At 72.2% G+C, this 19807-nt stretch carries 17 protein-coding genes; 13 read left to right on the top strand and 4 right to left on the bottom strand.

Annotation, left to right across the window (positions count from 1 at the left end):
• Positions 1-60: 60 nt before the first annotated feature.
• The 3 genes from IEX37_RS11540 (at position 61) to rbfA (ending at position 3717) form a co-directional block, all read left to right on the top strand.
• Positions 61-354, top strand: coding sequence for a YlxR family protein (locus IEX37_RS11540; protein WP_308421670.1), 294 nt, complete (start codon positions 61-63; stop codon positions 352-354).
• A gap of 59 nt (positions 355-413) precedes the next feature.
• Entirely contained in the window at positions 414-3185 is a 2772-nt protein-coding gene (gene infB, locus IEX37_RS11535) for a translation initiation factor IF-2 (protein WP_188756424.1), read from the top strand.
• Positions 3186-3285: 100 nt separating this feature from the next.
• Complete coding sequence (gene rbfA, locus IEX37_RS11530) at positions 3286-3717, top strand: 30S ribosome-binding factor RbfA (RefSeq protein WP_188756423.1); 432 nt, start codon at positions 3286-3288, stop codon at positions 3715-3717.
• Positions 3718-3813: 96 nt separating this feature from the next.
• On the opposite strand, the gene IEX37_RS11525 is transcribed toward rbfA, so the two are convergent.
• Positions 3814-4695, bottom strand: a complete 882-nt coding sequence (locus IEX37_RS11525; protein WP_188756422.1) for an iron-sulfur binding domain-containing protein — start codon at positions 4693-4695, stop codon at positions 3814-3816.
• A 157-nt stretch (positions 4696-4852) separates the two neighbouring features.
• Here IEX37_RS11525 and IEX37_RS11520 point away from each other — a divergent pair, with 157 nt between their 5' ends.
• The 5 genes from IEX37_RS11520 (at position 4853) to IEX37_RS11500 (ending at position 8432) form a co-directional block, all read left to right on the top strand.
• Entirely contained in the window at positions 4853-5527 is a 675-nt protein-coding gene (locus tag IEX37_RS11520; RefSeq protein ID WP_188756421.1) for a hypothetical protein, read from the top strand.
• A gap of 134 nt (positions 5528-5661) precedes the next feature.
• Positions 5662-6588 carry a tRNA pseudouridine(55) synthase TruB gene (gene truB / locus IEX37_RS11515; RefSeq protein WP_188756420.1) on the top strand — a complete coding sequence of 309 codons (927 nt, stop codon included), beginning with the start codon at positions 5662-5664 and terminating at the stop codon, positions 6586-6588.
• Positions 6585-6953, top strand: coding sequence for a hypothetical protein (locus IEX37_RS11510; protein ID WP_188756419.1), 369 nt, complete (start codon positions 6585-6587; stop codon positions 6951-6953). Before truB ends, IEX37_RS11510 begins: the two co-directional genes overlap by 4 nt.
• 61 nt (positions 6954-7014) lie before the next feature.
• Positions 7015-7458, top strand: a complete 444-nt coding sequence (locus IEX37_RS11505) for a hypothetical protein (RefSeq protein ID WP_188756418.1) — start codon at positions 7015-7017, stop codon at positions 7456-7458.
• Complete coding sequence (locus IEX37_RS11500) at positions 7455-8432, top strand: bifunctional riboflavin kinase/FAD synthetase (RefSeq protein ID WP_188756417.1); 978 nt, start codon at positions 7455-7457, stop codon at positions 8430-8432. The genes IEX37_RS11505 and IEX37_RS11500 overlap by 4 nt, the downstream gene beginning before the upstream one ends.
• A 12-nt stretch (positions 8433-8444) precedes the next feature.
• Here IEX37_RS11500 and deoC read toward each other — a convergent pair whose 3' ends face one another.
• Complete coding sequence (gene deoC / locus IEX37_RS11495; protein WP_188756416.1) at positions 8445-9182, bottom strand: deoxyribose-phosphate aldolase; 738 nt, start codon at positions 9180-9182, stop codon at positions 8445-8447.
• Positions 9183-9301: 119 nt separating this feature from the next.
• On the opposite strand from deoC, the gene IEX37_RS11490 reads away from it, so the two are divergent.
• The 4 genes from IEX37_RS11490 to IEX37_RS11475 all read left to right on the top strand — a co-directional run bounded on the left by IEX37_RS11490 (position 9302) and on the right by IEX37_RS11475 (position 15376).
• Positions 9302-9514 (top strand): heavy-metal-associated domain-containing protein, encoded by a 213-nt coding sequence (locus IEX37_RS11490; RefSeq protein ID WP_188756415.1) that lies wholly within the window; start codon positions 9302-9304, stop codon positions 9512-9514.
• A complete protein-coding gene (locus tag IEX37_RS11485; RefSeq protein WP_188756414.1) occupies positions 9511-11769 on the top strand; it encodes a heavy metal translocating P-type ATPase in 2259 nt (752 codons plus the stop codon). The genes IEX37_RS11490 and IEX37_RS11485 overlap by 4 nt, the downstream gene beginning before the upstream one ends.
• A 290-nt stretch (positions 11770-12059) precedes the next feature.
• Positions 12060-14213 (top strand): DEAD/DEAH box helicase, encoded by a 2154-nt coding sequence (locus tag IEX37_RS11480; RefSeq protein WP_188756413.1) that lies wholly within the window; start codon positions 12060-12062, stop codon positions 14211-14213.
• 134 nt (positions 14214-14347) lie between these two features.
• Entirely contained in the window at positions 14348-15376 is a 1029-nt protein-coding gene (locus IEX37_RS11475; RefSeq protein WP_188756412.1) for a 6-phosphofructokinase, read from the top strand.
• 86 nt (positions 15377-15462) lie between these two features.
• On the opposite strand, the gene IEX37_RS11470 is transcribed toward IEX37_RS11475, so the two are convergent.
• Together IEX37_RS11470 and IEX37_RS11465 are read right to left on the bottom strand one after the other, a co-directional pair.
• Positions 15463-16380, bottom strand: a complete 918-nt coding sequence (locus IEX37_RS11470) for a putative endonuclease domain-containing protein (RefSeq protein ID WP_188756411.1) — start codon at positions 16378-16380, stop codon at positions 15463-15465.
• Between the two features lie 261 nt (positions 16381-16641).
• Positions 16642-18774, bottom strand: a complete 2133-nt coding sequence (locus IEX37_RS11465) for a S9 family peptidase (RefSeq protein ID WP_188756454.1) — start codon at positions 18772-18774, stop codon at positions 16642-16644.
• 84 nt (positions 18775-18858) lie between these two features.
• Here IEX37_RS11465 and IEX37_RS11460 point away from each other — a divergent pair, with 84 nt between their 5' ends.
• Positions 18859-19758, top strand: coding sequence for a phosphodiesterase (locus tag IEX37_RS11460; RefSeq protein WP_188756410.1), 900 nt, complete (start codon positions 18859-18861; stop codon positions 19756-19758).
• The last annotated feature ends 49 nt before the right edge of the window (positions 19759-19807 follow it).

The raw sequence follows: 19807 nt of genomic DNA, 5'->3' as shown, positions 1-19807 counted from the left end.
GGAGGAAAAAAGAACAGAGCGTAGCGAGCGTGCGGGTGCCTCGCCTCGCGGGGAGAGTCCATGAGAGACACGAGGTGTAGGATGGAACCCGTACGAACGTGCGTCGGCTGTCGCACGCGTGCCCCCCGATCCGCTCTCATCCGAGTGGTCGCGCAGGATCTCCGGCTCGTCGTCGACGAGAGGGGATCGCTGCCAGGGAGGGGCGCGTGGTTGCATCCGGATCGCGAGTGCGCGGAGAACGCCCTCAGGCGCCGCGCCTTCGGACGAGCATTGCGTGTGTCAGGCCCGCTTGACACGCAGACCCTCGAGAAACGGCTGAACGGCTATGGAAACAAAGTGAACGGCTCGAAATGAGACCCGTCCGCCTTTAGAGGTCTGCCCTGTCTGGGGCAGGCTGCCCAGACAGGAGAATTGTGGCAAAACCACGCGTACATGAGATCGCCGCGGAACTCGGCGTCGACAGCAAGGTCGCCCTGGCGAAGCTCAAGGAGCTCGGCGAGTTCGTGAAGAGCCCGTCGTCGACCGTCGAGCCGCCGGTGGCGCGCAAGCTGCGCGCGGCGTTCGAGGCCGAAGGTGCCGCGAAGCCGGCGGACAAGCCGGCCGCGACGCCCGCGAAGCCCGGCCGTCCCGGCCCGGCGCGTCCCTCGGCTGCCAAGCCCGCGGCGCCCGGCAAGCCGGCCGCTCCCGGCAAGGCCGCGCCGGCCAAGCCCGCGGCCCCGCAGCAGCAGGAGAAGCCGGCCGCGCCGGCTCCCGCTCCCGCGCCGGCCCCCGCGCCGAGCGCGCAGAAGCCCGCCGCCGAGGCGGCGCCCAAGCCCGGCGGTCCGCGTCCCGGCGCTCCGCGTCCGGGCGGTGCCGGTCCTCGACCGGGCAACAACCCCTTCTCGTCGTCGCAGGGCATGGGCCAGCGTCCCGCCGGTCCGCGTCCGGGTAACAACCCCTTCGCGTCGGCACAGGGCATGGGTCAGCGCCCGACGCCGGGCAACATCCCGAAGCCCCAGCCGCCGCGTCCCGGGGCGCCGCGTCCCGGCGCTCCGCGTCCCGGTGGTCCCGGTCGACCCGGTCGTCCCGGTGGTGGCGGCGGCGGTGGGCGTCCCGGCGCTCCGTTCCAGCAGCGCCCCGGTGGCGCCGGTCGTCCCGGCGGTGCCGGTGGCGGCGGTGCCGGTGGCGGTTTCCGTCCCGGCGGTGGCGGCGGGTTCCCCGGCCGTCCCGGCCCCGGTGGACGTGGTCGCGGCGGCACGGCCGGCGCGTTCGGCAAGGGCGGCGGCAAGTCGAAGCAGCGCAAGTCGCGTCGCGCGAAGCGCCAGGAATTCGAGATGCGGGAGGCGCCGATCGTCGGCGGCGTCAAGGTTCCGCGCGGCGACGGCAGCACCGTCATCCGGATGCGCCGCGGCGCGTCGATCTCGGACTTCGCCGACAAGATCGAGTCGCTGACCGGTCAGTCGGTCCTTCCCGGCAACCTCGTGACGGTGCTGTTCCACCTCGGTGAGATGGCGACCGCGACGGAGTCGCTCGACGAGGCGACCTTCGAGGTGCTGGGCGCCGAGCTCGGCTACAAGATCCAGATGGTCTCGCCCGAGGACGAGGACAAGGAGCTCCTCGAGGGCTTCGGTCTCAACCTCGAGGCCGAGGAGGAGGCGGAGAACGAGGAGGACCTCGAGATCCGTCCCCCGGTCGTGACCGTCATGGGTCACGTCGACCACGGTAAGACGCGACTGCTCGACGCCATCCGCAAGACCAACGTGGTCGAGGGCGAGGCCGGCGGCATCACGCAGCACATCGGTGCGTACCAGATCTGGACCGAGCACGAGGGGATCGAACGCGCGATCACCTTCATCGACACCCCGGGTCACGAGGCCTTCACGGCCATGCGTGCCCGCGGTGCCCAGGTGACGGACATCGCGATCCTCGTGGTGGCGGCCGACGACGGCATCATGCCGCAGACGGTCGAGGCGCTGAACCACGCGCAGGCGGCCGGTGTGCCGATCGTGGTCGCGGTGAACAAGGTCGACAAGCCCGAGGCGAACCCGGCTCGCGTGCGCCAGCAGCTCACGGAGTACGGCCTGGTCGCGGAGGAGTACGGCGGCGACGTGATGTTCGTCGACGTGTCGGCGCGTCAGGGCAGCGGCATCCAGGATCTGCTCGACGCGGTGCTGCTCACCGCCGACGCGGGCCTGGACCTCACGGCCAACCCGAACAAGGCTGCCCGAGGCGTCGCGATCGAGGCGAAGCTCGACAAGGGTCGCGGCTCGGTGGCCACGGTGCTCATCCAGTCGGGAACCCTCCGCGTCGGCGACGCGATCGTCGCGGGCACGGCGTACGGCCGTGTGCGCGCCATGATCGACGAGAACGGCGAGCACGTGGAGGAGGCCGCCCCGTCGCGTCCCGTCCAGGTGCAGGGCCTCAACTCGGTCCCGCGTGCCGGTGACATGTTCATCGTCACGGAGGAGGACCGGACCGCGCGCCAGATCGCCGAGAAGCGCGAGGCCGTCGAGCGCAACGCCCAGCTGGCGAAGGCCCGCAAGCGCATGTCGCTCGAGGACTTCACCCGCGCTCTCGAAGAGGGCAAGGTCGAGTCGCTCAACCTCATCATCAAGGGCGACGTGTCGGGTGCCGTCGAGGCGCTCGAGGAGTCGCTGCTCAAGATCGAGGTCGACGACAGCGTGCAGCTGCGGATCATCCACCGCGGCGTCGGCGCGATCACCGAGTCGGATGTGAACCTGGCCACGATCGACAACGCGATCGTGATCGGCTTCAACGTGCGTCCCGATGCCAAGGCCCGCGAGGCCGCGGCGCGCGAGGGCGTGGACATCCGGTTCTACTCGGTCATCTACAACGCGATCGATGATGTGGAGCAGTCGCTCAAGGGCATGCTCAAGCCGGAGTTCGAGGAGGTGCAGTCGGGCGTCGCGGAGATCCGCGAGGTCTTCCGCTCCTCCAAGTTCGGCAACATCGCGGGTGTCATCGTCCGCTCGGGCACGATCACGCGCAACGCGAAGGCGCGGGTCATCCGCGACGGCGTCGTGCTGGTCGACGGCCTGGCGATCGAGTCGCTGCGCCGTTTCAAGGACGACGTCACCGAGGTCCGCGAGGGCTTCGAGTGCGGTATCGGCCTCGGCAAGTTCAACGACATCCAGATCGGCGACGAGATCGAGACGACCGAGATGGTGGAGAAGCCGCGTTCGTGACGCACCCCGCGTCAGCGGTGACACCGCGATCTGCGTGACATCATGATTCTGCCGGGCGGCCATGCGCTGCCCGGCAGAGTCCTTTTCCCTGGGAGGAAGAATGGCTGGTGAGCGACAGGCCCGCGTGGCCGACCGCATCCGCGTCGTGCTGTCGGAGCGGCTGCAGAAGGGGCTGCGCGACCCGCGGCTCGGATTCGTGACCATCACCGACGTGCGGGTGACCGGCGATCTGCAGAACGCTTCGGTGTTCTACACCGTGTACGGCACCGACGAGGAGCGCGAGGCGACGGCTGCGGCGCTGAAGGCCGCCACCGGACTGCTGCGCACCGAGGTGGGGCGCAAGCTCAACACGCGCCTCACTCCGACGCTCGAGTTCATCCCGGACGCGCTGCCCGAGGAGGCCTCGCACCTCTCCGAGCTGCTGCGCCGCGCCCAGGAGCAGGACGAGCAGGTGAAGGGCCTCGCGGCCGACGCGCAGTACGCGGGCGAGCCCGACCCGTACGTCAAGCCTCGCGAGGACGAGGACGACTGAGCCGGCCGGGCGCCGGCGCCCGCGTACCGAAGCCCCCGTGTCATCGCTCGCGTGCCGAAGCCCCCGTGCCCAAGCGCGCGCGCCCAAGAGGGCACATCATCCTCGCGGCAGCTGCAGCAGGCCGTCCTCGGGCTCGATGAGCCCGTCGGAGACCAGCGTGGCGATCGCGCGGTCGCGCTGGCGCGCGTCCGGCCAGTCGGGGATCACCGCCTCCTGAGGAAGCGGCCCCGACTCCCGCAGGGCGCGCAGCACGGCGCCGCGCGCCTGGCGGTCGCTTCCCTCGTACCGGGCCTGGCGGCGCCGGACGTCGGGCGTGGCGGGACTTCCGGAGGCGACCCAGGCGCATGCGTCGCGGATGGGGCACTCCCCGCATCGCGGCGACCGCGCCGTGCACACGACGGCGCCCAGCTCCATCGTGGCGGCGTTCATGACCGCGGCCGCCTCGTCGTCGGCGGGCAGGAGCCCGTCCATGTCGGCCAGATCGCGCCGGCTGGGAGCGCCGGGCTGCGCGCGAGCGTGCACGGCGCGCGCGATCACGCGGCGAGTGTTGGTGTCGACGACGGGGTGCCTGTCGCCGTACGCGAAGACCGCGACGGCGCGCGCGGTGTAGTCCCCGATGCCCGTGAGCGCGAGCAGTGCGTCGACGTCGCGCGGGACGACACCGGCATGGCGATCGCGGATCTCGACCGCGGCGCGATGCAGCCACAGGGCGCGGCGAGGGTAGCCGAGGTTGGCCCACTGGCGCACGGCCTCCGCCGGCGCGTCCGCCGCCAGCGCGGCGGGCGTCGGCCAGCGCTCGAGCCAGGCCTCAAGGTGGGGGATCACGCGTGAGACCGGCGTCTGCTGCAGCATGAACTCGCTCACCAGCACACCCCAGGCGCCGAAGCCGGGGGCTCGCCAGGGCAGCTCGCGCGCCGCGGCGCGGTACCAGGGGACGAGCGTCTCGGCCAGCGCGGTGCGCACGACGAGCTCAGGCATTCCTCCAGCGTAGGGCCGCCGGGCGCGGACGCCCGGCGGGAGCGGGACCGGACACCGGGGGCTCCGGCCGGAACGCCGGAGCGCCGCGCCCGCAACCCCTCGCGGGACGGCGGGCCTGCGGATAGCGTCGAAGGACGCGACACGAAGGAGGCACGTCATGCAGAGGACCTTCCGAGGACGTACGGCCGGTTCGGCGCTCGCGGCGCTGCTGGTGGCCAGCGCGCTTGCCGGCTGCGGGCAGGCGGACGACGCCGGCCCGGGCACGACCATCCCACCGACGGATCCTCCCGCCGGCGGCGATGAGATGGTGACGCCGTCGCCGCCCGCGACCGAACAGGGCGGAGGATCGGCCGATCCGGCGGGCTGGACGATCGACGACGGCGAGCTCGGTCCCCTCGAGATCGGCGACGACTTCGCTGAGACGCTGGCCGCGCTGCCCGCGGGCGAATGGACGCAGCTCGAGAGCTGCGAATGGGTCGCGTCTTATCAGGGCGCCGGCGAGGCGTACTCGCTGTGGTTCGCGCGCGAATCCGGATCCGCGAGCGGCCCGATCACGACGATCGCCGTGGAGGGCGGCGTGGACGCCGCGGGTGCCGGGCCGCGCACCGACGACGGCGGCCTGGGGCTGGGATCGACGCGCGAGGAGGTGCTCGCGGAGTTCTCGGGAGCCGAGGAATCGGCATCCTCGATCCCGGCCAGGTCGTTCCTGCGCGTCGCGGACGACGACGATGACGACGGCGCGCTGTACTTCGTGTTCTCGGAGGACACCGAGGGCGCCTACAGCGTCGTCCTCACGACGAACGAGGAGCCGCCCTACGAGGTCTGTGCCTGACCGCGTCCGCTGATACCGGTGCATGTCCCGCTTCCTGCCGCTCTGGCGCCCGATAGCGACAGGAAGCGGGACACCGACCGACGAGAAGTGGGACATCGACGGTACGGCTGCGCGCGACGCGTACGCTGGAAGGCATGCGTCCCGCTCCCGGCATCCTGCTCGTCGACAAGCCGGGCGGGATCACGAGCCACGACGTGGTCTCACGCGCGCGCCGCGCCTTCGGGACGCGCAAGATCGGGCACGCCGGCACGCTCGACCCGATGGCGACGGGCCTGCTCGTGCTCGGTGTCGAGGGCGCCACGCGCCTGCTGACCTACCTCGTCGGGCTCGACAAGACGTACGAGACGACGATCCGCCTCGGAGTCCGCACGACGACCGACGACGCCGAGGGGGAGGTCGTCGAGACGGCGTCGAGTGATGCCCTGGCGGCGGTCGACGAGGCGGCCGTCCGCGCGGGCGTCGCGCGCCTGACCGGGCGCATCTCCCAGGTGCCGAGCACCTACTCGGCGATCAAGGTCGACGGGAAGCGGGCGTATGACCTCGCGCGCGCTGGCCAGGAGGTCGCGCTCAAGGCCCGCGAGGTGACGATCGAGCGCTTCGAGGTTCGGGACGTGCGCCGAGCGACCCGCGGCGACGGCGGTGCGGCCATCGACGTCGACGCGGTCGTCGACTGCTCCTCGGGCACCTACATCCGCGCCCTGGCGCGCGACCTGGGCGCGATGCTGGGCGTCGGCGGGCACCTCACGATGCTGAGGCGGACCCGCATCGGGCCCTTCGACCTGGCCGACGCGCGCAGCCTCGACGAGCTGTCGGCGGACCGCGACCCCGTCGCGGCGCTGATCCCGCCCGCCGCGGCCGCCGGCCGCGTCCTCGGCCGACTCGACGTGGACGCCGCGGAGGCCGCGGACCTGCGTCACGGCAAGCGACTCGCGGGGGCCGCGGCGCGCCTGGGCGGAGCGTTCGCGGCCGCGATCGATCCCTCGGGGGCGCTCGTCGGGATCGTGGAGCGGAGAGGGGATGCGATCAAGAGCGTCATGAACATGCCGGAGGAGCAGTCGTGATCCTGGGATTCACCATCGTCCAGCTCATCGTCGGCGTCGCGGCGGGGCTCCTGTGCGTCGTCGCGGGCCTGGCGGGGCGCCGCCCCAGCGACTGGACCGTCGGGGCGCTCGCGCTCGTCGAGCTGCTCCTGCTGGCGCAGATCGTCGTCGCGATCGTCGCGCCGTTCGTCGGCAACGAGCCGACCGGCAGCGTGCTGGAGTTCTGGATGTACCTCGTCTCCGCCGCACTGCTGCCGCTCGCGGCCGTTGGCTGGGCGCTCGTCGAGCGCGGACGCTGGAGCACGGTGATCATGGGCGTCGTGGCGCTGTCGGTCGCCGTGATGGTCTGGCGAATGCAGGTGATCTGGACCATCCAGATCGCCTGACGCCGCCGTCAGGGGGACGGCGCCCGTCGCGTCCTCGGCCCCGCCGTAGACTGGAGCGGCTATGACAGAACCCGAGCGCGCCCGCCGCATCACCGGTATCGGATCGATCCTCGTGTGGGTCTACGGAGTGCTCGCGCTCGCCGCGACCGGACGCTCGGTCTACCAGATGATTGCGCACTTCGAACTGGCTCCCCTCGCGTACGTCCTCTCCGCGCTCGCGGCGGTCGTGTACATCCTCGCGACCCTCGCCCTGGTGTTCTCCGGCAGCGCCGGCTGGTACCGGATCGCGTGGGCCGCGGTGACGTTCGAGCTGGTCGGCGTCCTGGTCGTCGGCACGCTGAGCGTCGTCGTGCCCGACCTCTTCCACGCCGACGACACGGTGTGGTCGGCCTACGGCGCGGGGTACTTCTGGGTGCCGCTCGTGCTGCCCTTCCTCGGCGTGTGGTGGTTGGCGACGCACCGACCCGTCGCCGTCCCGGGCGCACCGGTAGGGGCGGCGCGATGATCCTGTTCGAGGACGTCGCCGACATCCCGGACGATTTCGGGCCGACGGTGGTCGCGATCGGCAAGTTCGACGGCGTGCATGCCGGGCACCGCGCGCTCATCGAGAAGATGCAGGTCGACGCCGCGTCCACGAATGCGCGCACGGTGGCCGTGACCTTCGACCGGAATCCCCTGGCGGTGATCGCTCCGGAGCGAAGCCCGCGGCCGCTCGTCGGAGTGGGCCAGAAGGTCGAGCTGCTCGGGCGGACGGGGATCGATGCGACGCTCATGCTGCGCTTCGACGAGCAGCTGGCGGCCGAAGAGGCGGAGGCCTTCGTGCGGCGCGTGATCGTGCGCGGGCTGCGGGCGCGGCGCGTCCTCGTGGGTAGCGACTTCCGGTTCGGTCGGGGAGGAGCGGGCGACGTGGCGCTGCTGCGCCGCATGGGTGAGGACATGGGCTTCGCGGTCGAGGAGGTCGCCGACGTCGCGAGCGCCGAGGATGGCCGCCGCGTGTCGTCGACGTGGATCCGCGAGCTCCTCGACGCCGGCGACGTCGAGCGAGCGGCCAAGCTGCTGGGGCGCTATGCCTCCGTCGTGGGAGAGGTCGTGCACGGACTCAAGCGCGGCAGGGAGCTCGGGTTCCCCACCGCGAACATGTCGCCGGCGACCGAGGGCTACGTGCCCGCGGACGGGGTGTACGCGGGCTGGCTCGTCGCGCGCACACCCGAGGGCGTGCTGCGCTCGGGTGTGCGCTATCCGGCCGCGATCTCCGTGGGCACCAACCCGACCTTCGACGATGTCGAGCTGCGCCAGGTCGAGGCGCACGTGATCGACGAGGTGGGCCTGGACCTGTACGGCCGCAAGGTCGAGGTCCAGTTCGTCGCGCGCATCCGGGGGATGGTGGCCTTCGCGGGCGTGGACGAGCTGATCGCCCAGATGTCGGACGACGTCGCCCTCGCACGCCGCACGCTCACCGAGACCTCCGCCCGCCGCTGAACGCCTTCGGTGTCAGTACGAGGACGTGTCCTCGGTTCGCGAGGCCGTGTCGCCCGCCGCGCGTGCGCGCAGTTCGCCCAGGATCGTCGAGCTCGCGCTCGTGCCGAGGCGCGTCGCGCCCGCCTCGAGCATCGCGACGGCGGAGTCCAGCCCGCGCACGCCGCCGGACGCCTTGACCTGCACGGCCGGGGAGACGCTCTCGCGCATGAGGCGGACGTGCTCGGCCGTCGCGCCGCCGCCGGCGAAGCCGGTGGAGGTCTTCACGAAGGTCGCGCCGCCGGCCTCGGTGAGGCGGCTGCCCCGGGCGATTTGCTCGAGGTCCAGATAGCTGGTCTCGAGGATGACCTTGGTAACCAGGCCGCCATCGGACGAGCGGCCGCCGGCGGCCTCGACGACGGCGGCGATGTCCGCGGTGACGAGGTCGTCCTCGCCCGAGCGCAGGGCCCCGATGTGGACGACCATGTCGAACTCCGTCGCGCCGTCCTCGAGCGCCCGGCGGAGCTCGGCGGTCTTCGCCGCGGTCGACGTCGTGCCGTGCGGGAAGCCGATGACGGTCCCGACCGCGACGCCGGTGCCGTCGAGCCGGCGGACCGCGTACGCGACGTCCGAGGGGCGCACGCACACGCTGAACACGCCCCACTCGGCCGCGACGTCGAGCTCCCGGTCGACGTCGGTGCGCGTGAAGTCCGGCTTCAGGATCGCGTGGTCGATCGTCGCGGCGACGGCCGCCTCAGTCAGCTCGCTGGTCATACCCCCAGCCTACGTCGCACAGGGCGTGTCACGCGGGGCCGCATTGACGCGGGAATACCCCCGGGGGGTATCCTGTTCGAGCCGGGGAAGACGAAGCGGGAACCACGAAAGGGATCATCATGATCAGCACCACGCATCACGTCCGCGGCATGACCTGCTCGCACTGCGCCGCCGCCGTCGGCGCCGAGGTGCGGGCACTGCCGGGCGTGACCGAGGTCGAGGTCGACGTGCCCGCCGGGCGCGTCACCGTTCACGCCGAGACGGATGTCCCGGACGCCGCCGTCGCGGACGCGGTGAGCGAGGCCGGCTACGCGTGGGCGGGCCGAGCATGAGCGCCGCCCCCGCCGAGCCGAGGGACGTGGTCCTCGACATCCGCGGCATGACGTGCGCGAGCTGCGTGGCGCGGGTCGAGAAGCGCCTGCGGCACGTGCCCGGCGTGGAGGCGTCGGTCAACCTCGCGACGGAGTCGGCCCGCGTTCGCGCTCCCGAGCCCGTCGCGGATGACGCGCTGGTTGCGGCCGTGCGCGCGGCCGGATACGACGCGCAGGTCCGCCGTCCCGCGCCCGATCCTTCGCCGGGGGCCCACGGAGACGTGCACGGAGGCGCGCACGAAGACGTGCGCGGCGGTGCCGAGGCGCACGGCGGCCACGAGCACGACGTGGAGGACGTGCCCGGGCGGGCGACGCTGCGGACGCGGTTCGTGGTCTCGGCGATCCTCAGCGTTCCCGTGCTGGCCGTGTCGATGATCATGCCGCTGCACTTCCCCGGGTGGCAGTGGGTGATGCTCGCGCTGACGCTGCCGGTCGTGGTGTGGGGCGGGGCGCCCTTCCACCGCGCCACGGTCCGCAATGCGCTCCACGGCGCCATGACCATGGACACGCTCATCTCGCTTGGCACGATCGCGGCGCTGCTGTGGAGCGTGTGGGTGACGATCGCCGGCGGGAGCCACGTGTACTACGAGGTCGCCGCCGTCGTGACGGCGTTCCTGCTGCTGGGCCGGCTGATCGAACAGCGATCGAAGCGCACGGCGGGGGCCGCCCTGCGCGCCCTGCTCGAGCTCGGCGCGCGCGACGCGGTGCTCGCCGACGACGAGGGCCGCGACTCCGCGACCGTGCCGGTCGAGCACCTGCGGGAGGGCGACCGGTTCGTCGTCAGGCCGGGCGGCACGATCGCCACCGACGGCGTGGTCGAGGACGGCGAGGCCGCGGTCGACGCGTCCATGCTCACGGGCGAGCCCGTCCCCGTCGCGGTCGGCCCCGGCGATGCCGTCACGGGGGGCACCATCGCGACCGACGGGCGCCTCGTGGTCCGCGCGACCGCGGTGGGCGCGGACACGCGCCTGGCGCGCATCGCCTCGCTCGTCGAGGACGCGCAGGCGGGCAAGTCGCGGCTGCAGCGTCTCGCCGACCGGATCTCGGGAGTGTTCGTGCCGATCGTGATCGCGCTCGCCGTCGGCACCGTCGTGGCGTGGGTCGCGACCGGCCACACGCTCGAGCAGGGCTTCGTCGCCGCTGTCGCGGTGCTCATCATCGCGTGCCCCTGCGCCCTCGGGCTCGCCACGCCCGTCGCGATCCTGGTGGGCACCGGGCGCGGCGCGCAGCACGGCATCCTGGTGACCGGCCCGGAGGCGATCGAGACCGCCGGACGCATCGACACGGTCGTGCTGGACAAGACCGGCACCGTGACGAGCGGGAGCATGTCGCTGCGCGAGGTCGTTCCCGCCGCGGGCGTCACCGCCGAGGAGGCGCTGCGCGTGGCCGCCGCTCTCGAGGCCGGCTCGGAGCATCCGATTGCGCGAGCCGTCGTGGCCGCGGCTCCCGCGGGGGCGGTGCCGCGCACCGCGTCCTTCCGCACCCACCCGGGCGGGGGAGTGACGGGGGTCGTCGAGGGACGCGAGGCCTTCGCAGGAAGCGTCGCGTTCGCGGGTGAGCGGGGCGCCCGCGTGCCCGCCGAGCTGCAGGCCGCGGCGCGCGCCGCCGATACGACGGTGGTCCTCGTGGGGTGGGCGTCCGCGCCGGGCATGACGGCGACCGCCCGCGCGGCGCTCCTCGTGGGTGACACCGTGCGCGAGGACAGTGCGCGAGCGATCACGGAGCTGCGCCGCCTCGGGCTCGACGTCGTGCTGCTCACGGGCGACGCCGAGCGAGCCGCGCGCGCCGTCGCGGAGGCCGTCGGCATCGACACGGTCGTCGCGGGCGTCTCTCCGGAGGGCAAGGTCGCCGAGGTGCGGCGCCTGCAGGCGGAGGGTCGGCGCGTGGCGATGGTGGGCGATGGCATCAACGACGCCGCGGCGCTCGCCGCGGCGGACCTCGGCATCGCGATGGGCGGCGGCACGGATGCGGCCATGCACGCGAGCGACGTCGCGCTCGTCCGGGAGTCCCTCGGCGCGGCGAGCGACGCGGTCCGCCTGTCGCGCCGCGTGCTCGGGATCATCCGCGGCAACCTCTTCTGGGCCTTCGGGTACAACATCGCCGCCATTCCACTCGCGGCGCTGGGGATGCTCACGCCGATGATCGCGGGCGCCGCGATGGCTTTCTCGAGCGTGTTCGTGGTGCTCAACAGCCTCCGGTTGCGTTCCTTCCGCTGAGCGGGCCACGGTTGCCAGCGGCGAGGGCCGCGGATGCTCTAAACTGACAGGACACGAGGTTCCCTCGCCCTACGACGCGTCAGCGACGTCAGAGAGGTCCTCTCGCCGGCCACTGAGCGTGCGGGGCGGGAACCGCGTCCTCACCGCCGCGTCGCGGAAGCGTCTGGCAGCCGCGGCCGACGATGTCGCCGCACGATCCGACCGAGGACGCCACGAACGACTTCGACCGGTCGGCCGCACGGGAAGGTCCGAGCAACTGCGGCCGGAAGGCATCTACGCTCAGGAGGAGCATGCCGACCACGGCACCCGCGCGACAGCGCAAGAAGTCCTCGTCGTCGCGCCGCGACGACGAGGCCCCCCTCATCCCGATCCTCGCCCGCAAGGTCCGAGAGGTCGAGGCCAAGGCCCAGCGCGGCAAGCTGGGGCCCACCAACCGGGTCAAGTTCCAGGTGATCGCCTTCCTCGTGCGCGAGGAGCGCGCCAGGGTCAAGGCCGCGCCTGAGATCCCCGACTCCGCCCGTGCCGAGCTGCTCAAGCGCCTCGACGGCGTGGCGACGATCCTCGCCAAGACCGCTGCGCGCGACACGTCGCTCATCCAACTGCTCGAGGTCGACCAGGCCACGTCGCCGGTCGCCCGCCGCATGCGCCGGGACTGGCTGCTGGAGTCGGGTGCGGAGCTGCCGCCCGAAGAGCTCGTCATCGCAGACGTCAAGCCGGTCGTGCAGAAGACGCTCGTCCCGCCGGCCGCGGCCGAGCGCCAGGTCACGCCCCCGCAGATCGAGGCGCGCATCGAGTGCAACCCGTTCCTGCCGCCCGATCTGTCCCGCCGCGCAGGGGGGCCGACGCCCCGACGCCGGCTGGACGACTGGGAGCTGATGGGCCCGCTCTACAAGGCCTTCGAGCAGGGGGCCGGGGGCGGCGCGGCGACCATGGATCTGCCCGATGTCCCGGAGTTCGACCGCGTCTCGCCCCGGGGCCTGGAGATCATGCCGCACCAGGCACGCTTCCTGGAGGCCGTCCGGGCCGGACATCGCACGTTCCTGCTCGCCGACGAGCCGGGTCTCGGCAAGACCGCCGAATCCGTCCTCGCCGCGTCCGTGGCGGGCGCGTATCCGCTCGTGGCCGTCGTCCCGAACGTGGTCAAGATGAACTGGGCCCGCGAGGTCGAGCGGTGGACGCCGCAGCGCCGCGCGACCGTGATCAACGGCGACGGCGCCGACATCGACGCCTTCGCGGACGTCTTCATCATCAACTACGAGATCCTCGACCGCCATCTCGGCTGGCTCGCGACCATCGGCCTGCGGGGGATGGTCGTCGACGAGGCCCACTTCATCAAGAACCTCTCGTCGCAGCGATCGCAGAACGTGCTGGCGCTCGCCTCGCGCATCCGCGAGACGACCCCCGGCGGCGATCCGCTGCTCATGGCGCTGACCGGCACCCCGCTGATCAACGACGTCGAGGACTTCGACGCGATCTGGCGCTTCCTCGGCTGGACGAGCGGCGACAAGCCCGGCCCCGAGCTCATGGCGAAGCTGGACGCGACGGGGCTCACCCCCGCCGACAAGGCGTTCTACCCGGAGGCGCGCGAGGCCGTGATCTCGATGGGGATCGTGCGGCGCCGGAAGAAGGACGTCGCGACCGACCTGCCGGACAAGCTCGTGGCGGACCTCCCGGTGCAGCTCGACGACGAGTTCGGCCGGGGCATCCGTGACGCCGAGCGCGAGCTCGGCTCCCGGCTCGCCGCCCGCTACCGCCGCATCATCGACGCGCGCGGCGACCGCGGGCTGGCCCCGGGCGAGATCGACGACGACATCGTGCGTCTCGTGGCGCAGGGCGAGCTCGACGAGTCGAAGGGCGCCGGCGCCGAGGGCGACAACGTCTTCGCGATGGTGCGCCGGATCGGCCAGGCCAAGGCGCAGCTCGCGGCGGACTACGCCGCGCAGCTGCAGCGCTCGGTCGGAAAGGTCGTGTTCTTCGCCAAGCACATCGACGTGATGGATCAGGCGGAGGCGCACTTCGCGGCGCTGGGTGTCAAGAGCGTGTCGGTGCGGGGTGAGCAGAGCGGGACCGCCCGCCAGGCGGCGATCGACGCGTTCAACAACGATCCCGGCGTGGGGATCGCGGTCTGCTCGTTGACGGCGGCCGGCGTCGGCGTGAACCTGCAGGTCGCCTCGAACGTCGTGCTCGCGGAGCTCAGCTGGACGGCCGCCGAGCAGACCCAGGCGATCGACCGTGTGCACCGCATCGGACAGGACGAGCCGGTCACGGCGTGGCGCATCATCGCGGCCCACACGATCGACACGAAGATCGCGGAGCTGATCGACCAGAAGCAGGGTCTGGCGGCCCGCGCCCTCGACGGCGAGGCCGTCGACGCAACCTCGAGCGACTCGGTCCAGCTCGCGGCCCTCATGCACGTGCTGCGTAGCGCGCTCGGGGCGGCGTGAGCCGTGCGGGAGGGCGCGGCGACACGCCCTCCCGCACACCGCCTGCCGCGCTCGTGGCGGTCGACCGGCATACCGTCCCGGAGCGACCAACGAGGAGTGCATGGGTCGCGTCCGGATGACCTAGTGTCGAGATCATGAAGATCGGCATCCTCACGAGCGGGGGCGACTGCCCCGGTCTGAACGCGGTCATCCGCGGCATCGTCCTCAAGGGCACGACGACCTATGATCTCGAGTTCGTCGGGATCCGCGACGGCTGGCGCGGCGTCGTCGACGCCGACTTCTTCCCGCTCACGCGTCACGAGGTCAAGGGTCTGTCGAAGGTGGGCGGCACGATTCTCGGCACGAGCCGCACCAATCCGTACGAGGGCGACCGCGGGGGAGCGGAGAACATCGCCAAGACCCTGTACGGCCACCGGATCGACGGCATCGTGGCGATTGGCGGGGAGGGCACCCTCGCGGCCGCGGACAGGCTCGCCAAGGACGGGATCAACGTGATCGGCGTCCCGAAGACGATCGACAACGACCTGCGCGCCACGGACTACTCCTTCGGTTTCGACACGGCCGTCAACATCGCGACAGAGGCGATGGATCGCCTGCGCACGACGGGCGACTCCCACCAGCGCTGCATGGTCGCCGAGGTCATGGGTCGGCACGTCGGCTGGATCGCCCTGCACGCGGGCATGGCCGCGGGCGCTCACGTCATCTGCATCCCGGAGGTGCCGCTGTCGATCGAGGAGATCTGCGAGCAGGTGTCGTCGGCGCACGACCGCGGCCGCGCGCCGCTCGTCGTGGTCTCGGAGGGCTTCAAGCTCAAGGGGCAGGAGGAGGCGTACAGCGACAAGGGGCTGGATGCGTTCAACCGCCCGCGCCTGGGTGGCATCAGCGGCGTGCTCGCGCCCGAGATCGAGCGGATCACGGGGATCGAGACGCGCGCGACCGTCCTCGGTCACATCCAGCGCGGCGGCTCTCCCTCCGGCTTCGACCGCGTGCTCGCCACGCGCCTGGGCCTTCACGCGGCCGACGCGCTCGTCGACGGCGCCTGGGGGCAGATGGTGGCCCTGCGCGGCACCGAGATCGTGCGCGTCCCCTTCGCCGACGCCCTCGGCGAGCTCAACACCGTCCCCCTGTCCCGCTACGAGGAGGCCGCCGCCCTCTTCGGCTGACCCCCGCGGATGTCCCACTTCCGGTCGCCCGATGTCCCATTTCCTGCCGGAATCGGGGCGCTATTCCGGCAAGAAGTGGGACATCCTCAGCCCCGCCAGCCAGCGCGGCGCAATGCTGCGGCGACGAGCGCGGGCGCCTCGGGGCGCGGGCCGCGCGTGTGGTGCTGCAGGATGCGGACGAGGTCCCAGTCGGCCGCCCGAATGGCCGCCCAGCGATCCGCGTCGCGCGCGAACTGACGCGCGTCTTCGGCGTGCTGTCGGCCGTCCAACTCGACGGCGACCCGGTACCTCGGGTAGGCCATGTCGAGCCGGGCGATGAACAGCCCGCGGTCGTCGAAGATCTCGATGTTGAGCTCGGGCTCGGGCAGTCCGGCCCTGACCAGCAGGAGCCGTGTCCTCGTCTCGCCGGGTGACTCGGAACCCGCCCGGACCTCGCGCAGCGCTCGCATCAGCAGGCCGCCTCGCACATCGCCCATCTCCTCGATCTCGGCTTGCAGCTCCGTGACGCTCGCCAGCCGACGCTGCGGCGTCACAAGGGCGTCCGCCGCGACGATGAGGTCATCCAGACGCCAGAGCGTCCCGGCCTGTCGCCAGGCACGGACCGGATCCTCGAGCGGGAGGCCGCGCTCGTCAACGCTCCACGCGGGCGCCCGCGTCTGCAGCCGATGGCCGACGACACCCTGGATGCGCGGCTCGCGTCGCGGACGGTGCGCGGACACGTGCAGGCGCGTGCGGTGCGGAAACGGCGGGGTGGGCACGTCGTGGAGCGCGAGCGCCGTCTCGTGGCTGTAGAACTGCCACTCCTTCAGGCGCGGCGCGTACCGCCACGCTTCTTGCGCGATCCCGTCCGATCCGGAGGGAACACGCCCGTGCAGCCGCACGCCGCGATACGGCGTCTCCAGGTCGCTCGCGCGCAGTCGGCGCGCTGACAGTCCCCACCGCTGCGCGTCGGCGACGGCGAAGGCAGACGGAACGTCCGGAGGCAGGGGAGCGGGCGTGCGCATGCCTCGAGGATCGGCCCCTCGCCTCCGGCGGGGACCGCCCCTGACGCCATCCTCGGAGAACAGACCGCCCCCGTCGCCCTGGGAGCGACCAGTGCCGGTCGCCCGGATGTCCCACTTCCGGTCGGAATCCTCACCCCAAAGCGACAAGAAGTGGGACACCGGGTCGGCACGAACCGAGGATGTCCCACTTCCGGTCGCCTGATGTCCCACTTCCCGCCGGAATCGGAGCGCTATTCCGGCGGGAAGTGGGACATGCAGGGGTCAGGCGTCGGCGACGCCCAGGACGTCGAACAGCCACGCGAGCTGGAACGCCCGTTCGCGCCAGGAGTTGTAGCGGCCGCTGACGCCGCCGTGCCCGGCGGCCATCTCGCACTTGAACAGCGCGTCGGCGCCCACCTCGCGCAGGCGCGCGACCCACTTGGCGGGCTCGACGTACAGCACGCGCGTGTCGTTGAGGGACGTCATGGCGAGGATCCGCGGATAGGTCACACCCTCGCGCACGTTCTCGTACGGCGTGTACGACTTCATGTACGCGTACACCTCCGGGTCGTGCAGCGGGTCGCCCCACTCGTCCCACTCGATGACGGTGAGCGGGAGGGACGGATCCAGGATGCTCGTGAGCGCGTCGACGAACGGGACGTCCGCGAGGATCCCGGCGAACAGCTCGGGCGCGAGGTTCGCGACGGCGCCCATCAGCAGACCCCCCGCGGACCCGCCCTCGGCGACGAGGCGGTCCGGCGACGTGTAGCCGCCGTCGACCAGGTGACGGGCGACGTCCACGAAGTCCGTGAACGTGTTCCGCTTGGACTGCAGCTTGCCCTCCTCGTACCACTGCCGGCCCATCTCGCCGCCGCCGCGCACGTGAGCGACGGCGAACACCACGCCCCGGTCGAGTTCGGACAGGCGCGCGACCGAGAAGGCCGGGTCGATCGAGTGCTCGTACGAGCCGTAGCCGTACAGGTGCACCGGGCGCGGTGCGGTGCCCGGCTCGCCGAACGAGCGCTTCCACACCAGCGACACCGGGATGCTCGTGCCGTCCTGCGCGGGCGCCCACACGCGCGCCTGCGCGTAGTCGTCGGGGTCGAAGCCGCCCAGCACCTCGGCGCGGCGGCGCAGGATGAGCTCGCCGGTCTCGAGCACGTACTCGAACACCGCGGCGGGCGTCGTGAACGACGCGTGCCCGACGCGCAGCACGGGCGGCGCCCACTCGGGGTTGCCGCCCAGGCCGGCGGCGTACAGCGGCTCGTCGAACCGGATCTCGGTGAGCTGGTGCGTGCGGTAGTCGAGCACCGCCACGCGGGGGAAGCCGTCCTGCCGGTACTCGACGACCGCGAAGTCGCGGAAGCAGTCGACGTCCAGCAGTCGCCGGCCCGGTTCGTGGGGGAGCACCGTCTTGGTCTGATCGGGCGAGTCGACGCGCGCGCGCACGAGTTCGAAGTCGAGCGCGCCGTCGTTGTGGAGGATGTAGAGCCAGTCCTCGCCGTCGATCGCGGCGTGGTCGACGCCGTATTCCACGCCCTCGCGGCGCGGCCAGACCACGGTCGGCGACGCGTCCGGATCGGTGGCGTGCGCCGCCTCCACGAGCGACACCTCGCTCGTGATGGAGGAGCCCGACTGCAGCACGAGGAAGCGGTCGCTGCGGGTCACTCCCGCGCCGACCCAGAAGCGCTCGTCCTCGTCGCGGTAGATCTCCCGGTCGTCGTCCCGTCCCGGGGATCCCACGGGGTGCAGCCACGCGCGGTCCGGCCGCCATGCGTCGTCCACGGTCGTGTAGACGATGTGTGCGCCCCCGGGCAGGAACTGCGCCCCCGAGAACGTGTCCTCGAGCACATCCGGCAGCACCTCACCGGTGGTCAGGTCCTTGACGCGCACGGTGTAGCGCTCGTCGCCGGTCACGTCGACGCCCCACAGCATGCGCGTGCCGTCGCTCGAGACATCGAACGATCCGAGCGAGAAGAAGTCGTGGCCCTCGGCCTCGGCGTTGCCGTCGAGCAGGATCTGCTCGCCCGGCACGTCGACGTCGGGCGCGAGGACGGGAGGCGTCCAGTCGTCGGGGCCGGCGATCGGGGCGCGGCACTGGATGCCGTACTGCTTGCCCTCGACCGTGCGAGCGTAGTACCACCAGTCGCCGCGGCGGCTGGGCAGGCTCAGGTCGGTCTCCCGCACGCGGCCCTTGATCTCCTGGAAGATGCGCTCGCGCAGCGGCTCCAGGTGGGCGAGCGCGGCATCGGTGTGGGCGTTCTCCGCCTCGAGGTGCGCGATGACCTCGGGATCGTCCTTGGCCCGCAGCCACTCGTACGGGTCCTCGAACGAGTCCCCGTGGTGGGAGCGGATCGTGGGGCGCCGAGCGGGCGCGGGCGGGGGGACAGGCGACGCAGAGGATGCGGGGGACACGGAAGCGGGGGCGGGCGAGTCATTCGTCACCCGTCAACGCTATCCGCCCCGCCGAGCCGGACGGGCACGCCCTAGACTCGCGGCATGCAGTTCGGTCAGCACCCGCCTGCGCGGCGCACGATCGTCCACCTCAGCGACACGCACCTGCTGGCGGACGGTGCGCCGCTCGGGGGGCGCTTCGACACCGAGGCGAACCTCCGGGCGACGCTCGCCCGCGTCGAGCAGCTCGAGACACCCCCGGATGCCCTCGTGTTCACGGGGGATCTGACCGACCTGGGCGAACCAGAGGCGTACCGTCGGGTGCGCGAGCTGGTCGAGCCCGTCGCGGAGCGGCTCGGCGCGCCGGTCGTCTGGGTCGCGGGCAACCACGACGAGCGGCCCGAGATGCGGCGTGACCTGCTGGGGCTCTCGGCGGACGAGCAGCCCGTCACGGGGGTGTGGGATCTGGGCGGGCTCCGGCTCGTGGCGCTCGACAGCACGGTGCCTGGCTGGCATCACGGCGAGCTGGGCGCCGAACAGCTCGGCTGGCTGCGGGAGGTCCTGGCGGAGCCGGCGCCGCTCGGCACGATCCTCGCCCTGCACCACCCGCCCCTGCCGAGCCATGTACCGCTGTTCGACATCCTGGAGCTGCGCGACCAGGTGCCCTTCGCCGAGGTCATCGCCGGCACGGACGTGCGGGCGATCCTGGCGGGGCACCTGCACTACTCCATGAGCGGGACCTTCGCGGACGTGCCGGTGAGCGTCGCCGCGGCGTCGTGCTACACGATGGACGTCGCGCGTCCCGCCCAGCGCGTGAACGGGATGGACGCGGGCCAGTCCTTCCACCTCGTGCACGTCTACGACCACACGATCACGCACACGGTCGTCCCGGTGCACGCGGGCGAGCCCGGCGGGTTCTTCGCCCCCGAGTGGTACGAGCGGATGGCGGCGCTGTCGCCGGAGCAGCGGCTCGAGGCGTTCTCGCGCAAGCCGCCGCGCGTCTGACCGCTCGCGGCCCGTCGCGGCGTAGAGTCGAGGCGAACGACCCGCGAAC

The sequence above is a fragment of the Microbacterium album genome, assembly GCF_014643695.1.
GTDB lineage: Bacteria > Actinomycetota > Actinomycetes > Actinomycetales > Microbacteriaceae > Microbacterium > Microbacterium album.
This window is presented reverse-complemented; position numbering and strand designations above follow the sequence as displayed.

Excerpts from the sequence above, each read along its gene's own strand:
- IEX37_RS11540 (WP_308421670.1), top strand. The coding sequence starts at position 61 with ATGAGAGACACGAGGTGTAGGATGGAACCCGTACGAACGTGCGTCGGC.
- rbfA (WP_188756423.1), top strand. The coding sequence starts at position 3,286 with ATGGCTGGTGAGCGACAGGCCCGCGTGGCCGACCGCATCCGCGTCGTG.
- IEX37_RS11525 (WP_188756422.1), bottom strand. The coding sequence starts at position 4,695 with ATGCCTGAGCTCGTCGTGCGCACCGCGCTGGCCGAGACGCTCGTCCCC.
- IEX37_RS11520 (WP_188756421.1), top strand. The coding sequence starts at position 4,853 with ATGCAGAGGACCTTCCGAGGACGTACGGCCGGTTCGGCGCTCGCGGCG.
- truB (WP_188756420.1), top strand. The coding sequence starts at position 5,662 with ATGCGTCCCGCTCCCGGCATCCTGCTCGTCGACAAGCCGGGCGGGATC.
- IEX37_RS11505 (WP_188756418.1), top strand. The coding sequence starts at position 7,015 with ATGACAGAACCCGAGCGCGCCCGCCGCATCACCGGTATCGGATCGATC.
- IEX37_RS11500 (WP_188756417.1), top strand. The coding sequence starts at position 7,455 with ATGATCCTGTTCGAGGACGTCGCCGACATCCCGGACGATTTCGGGCCG.
- deoC (WP_188756416.1), bottom strand. The coding sequence starts at position 9,182 with ATGACCAGCGAGCTGACTGAGGCGGCCGTCGCCGCGACGATCGACCAC.
- IEX37_RS11490 (WP_188756415.1), top strand. The coding sequence starts at position 9,302 with ATGATCAGCACCACGCATCACGTCCGCGGCATGACCTGCTCGCACTGC.
- IEX37_RS11485 (WP_188756414.1), top strand. The coding sequence starts at position 9,511 with ATGAGCGCCGCCCCCGCCGAGCCGAGGGACGTGGTCCTCGACATCCGC.
- IEX37_RS11480 (WP_188756413.1), top strand. The coding sequence starts at position 12,060 with ATGCCGACCACGGCACCCGCGCGACAGCGCAAGAAGTCCTCGTCGTCG.
- IEX37_RS11475 (WP_188756412.1), top strand. The coding sequence starts at position 14,348 with ATGAAGATCGGCATCCTCACGAGCGGGGGCGACTGCCCCGGTCTGAAC.
- IEX37_RS11470 (WP_188756411.1), bottom strand. The coding sequence starts at position 16,380 with ATGCGCACGCCCGCTCCCCTGCCTCCGGACGTTCCGTCTGCCTTCGCC.
- IEX37_RS11460 (WP_188756410.1), top strand. The coding sequence starts at position 18,859 with ATGCAGTTCGGTCAGCACCCGCCTGCGCGGCGCACGATCGTCCACCTC.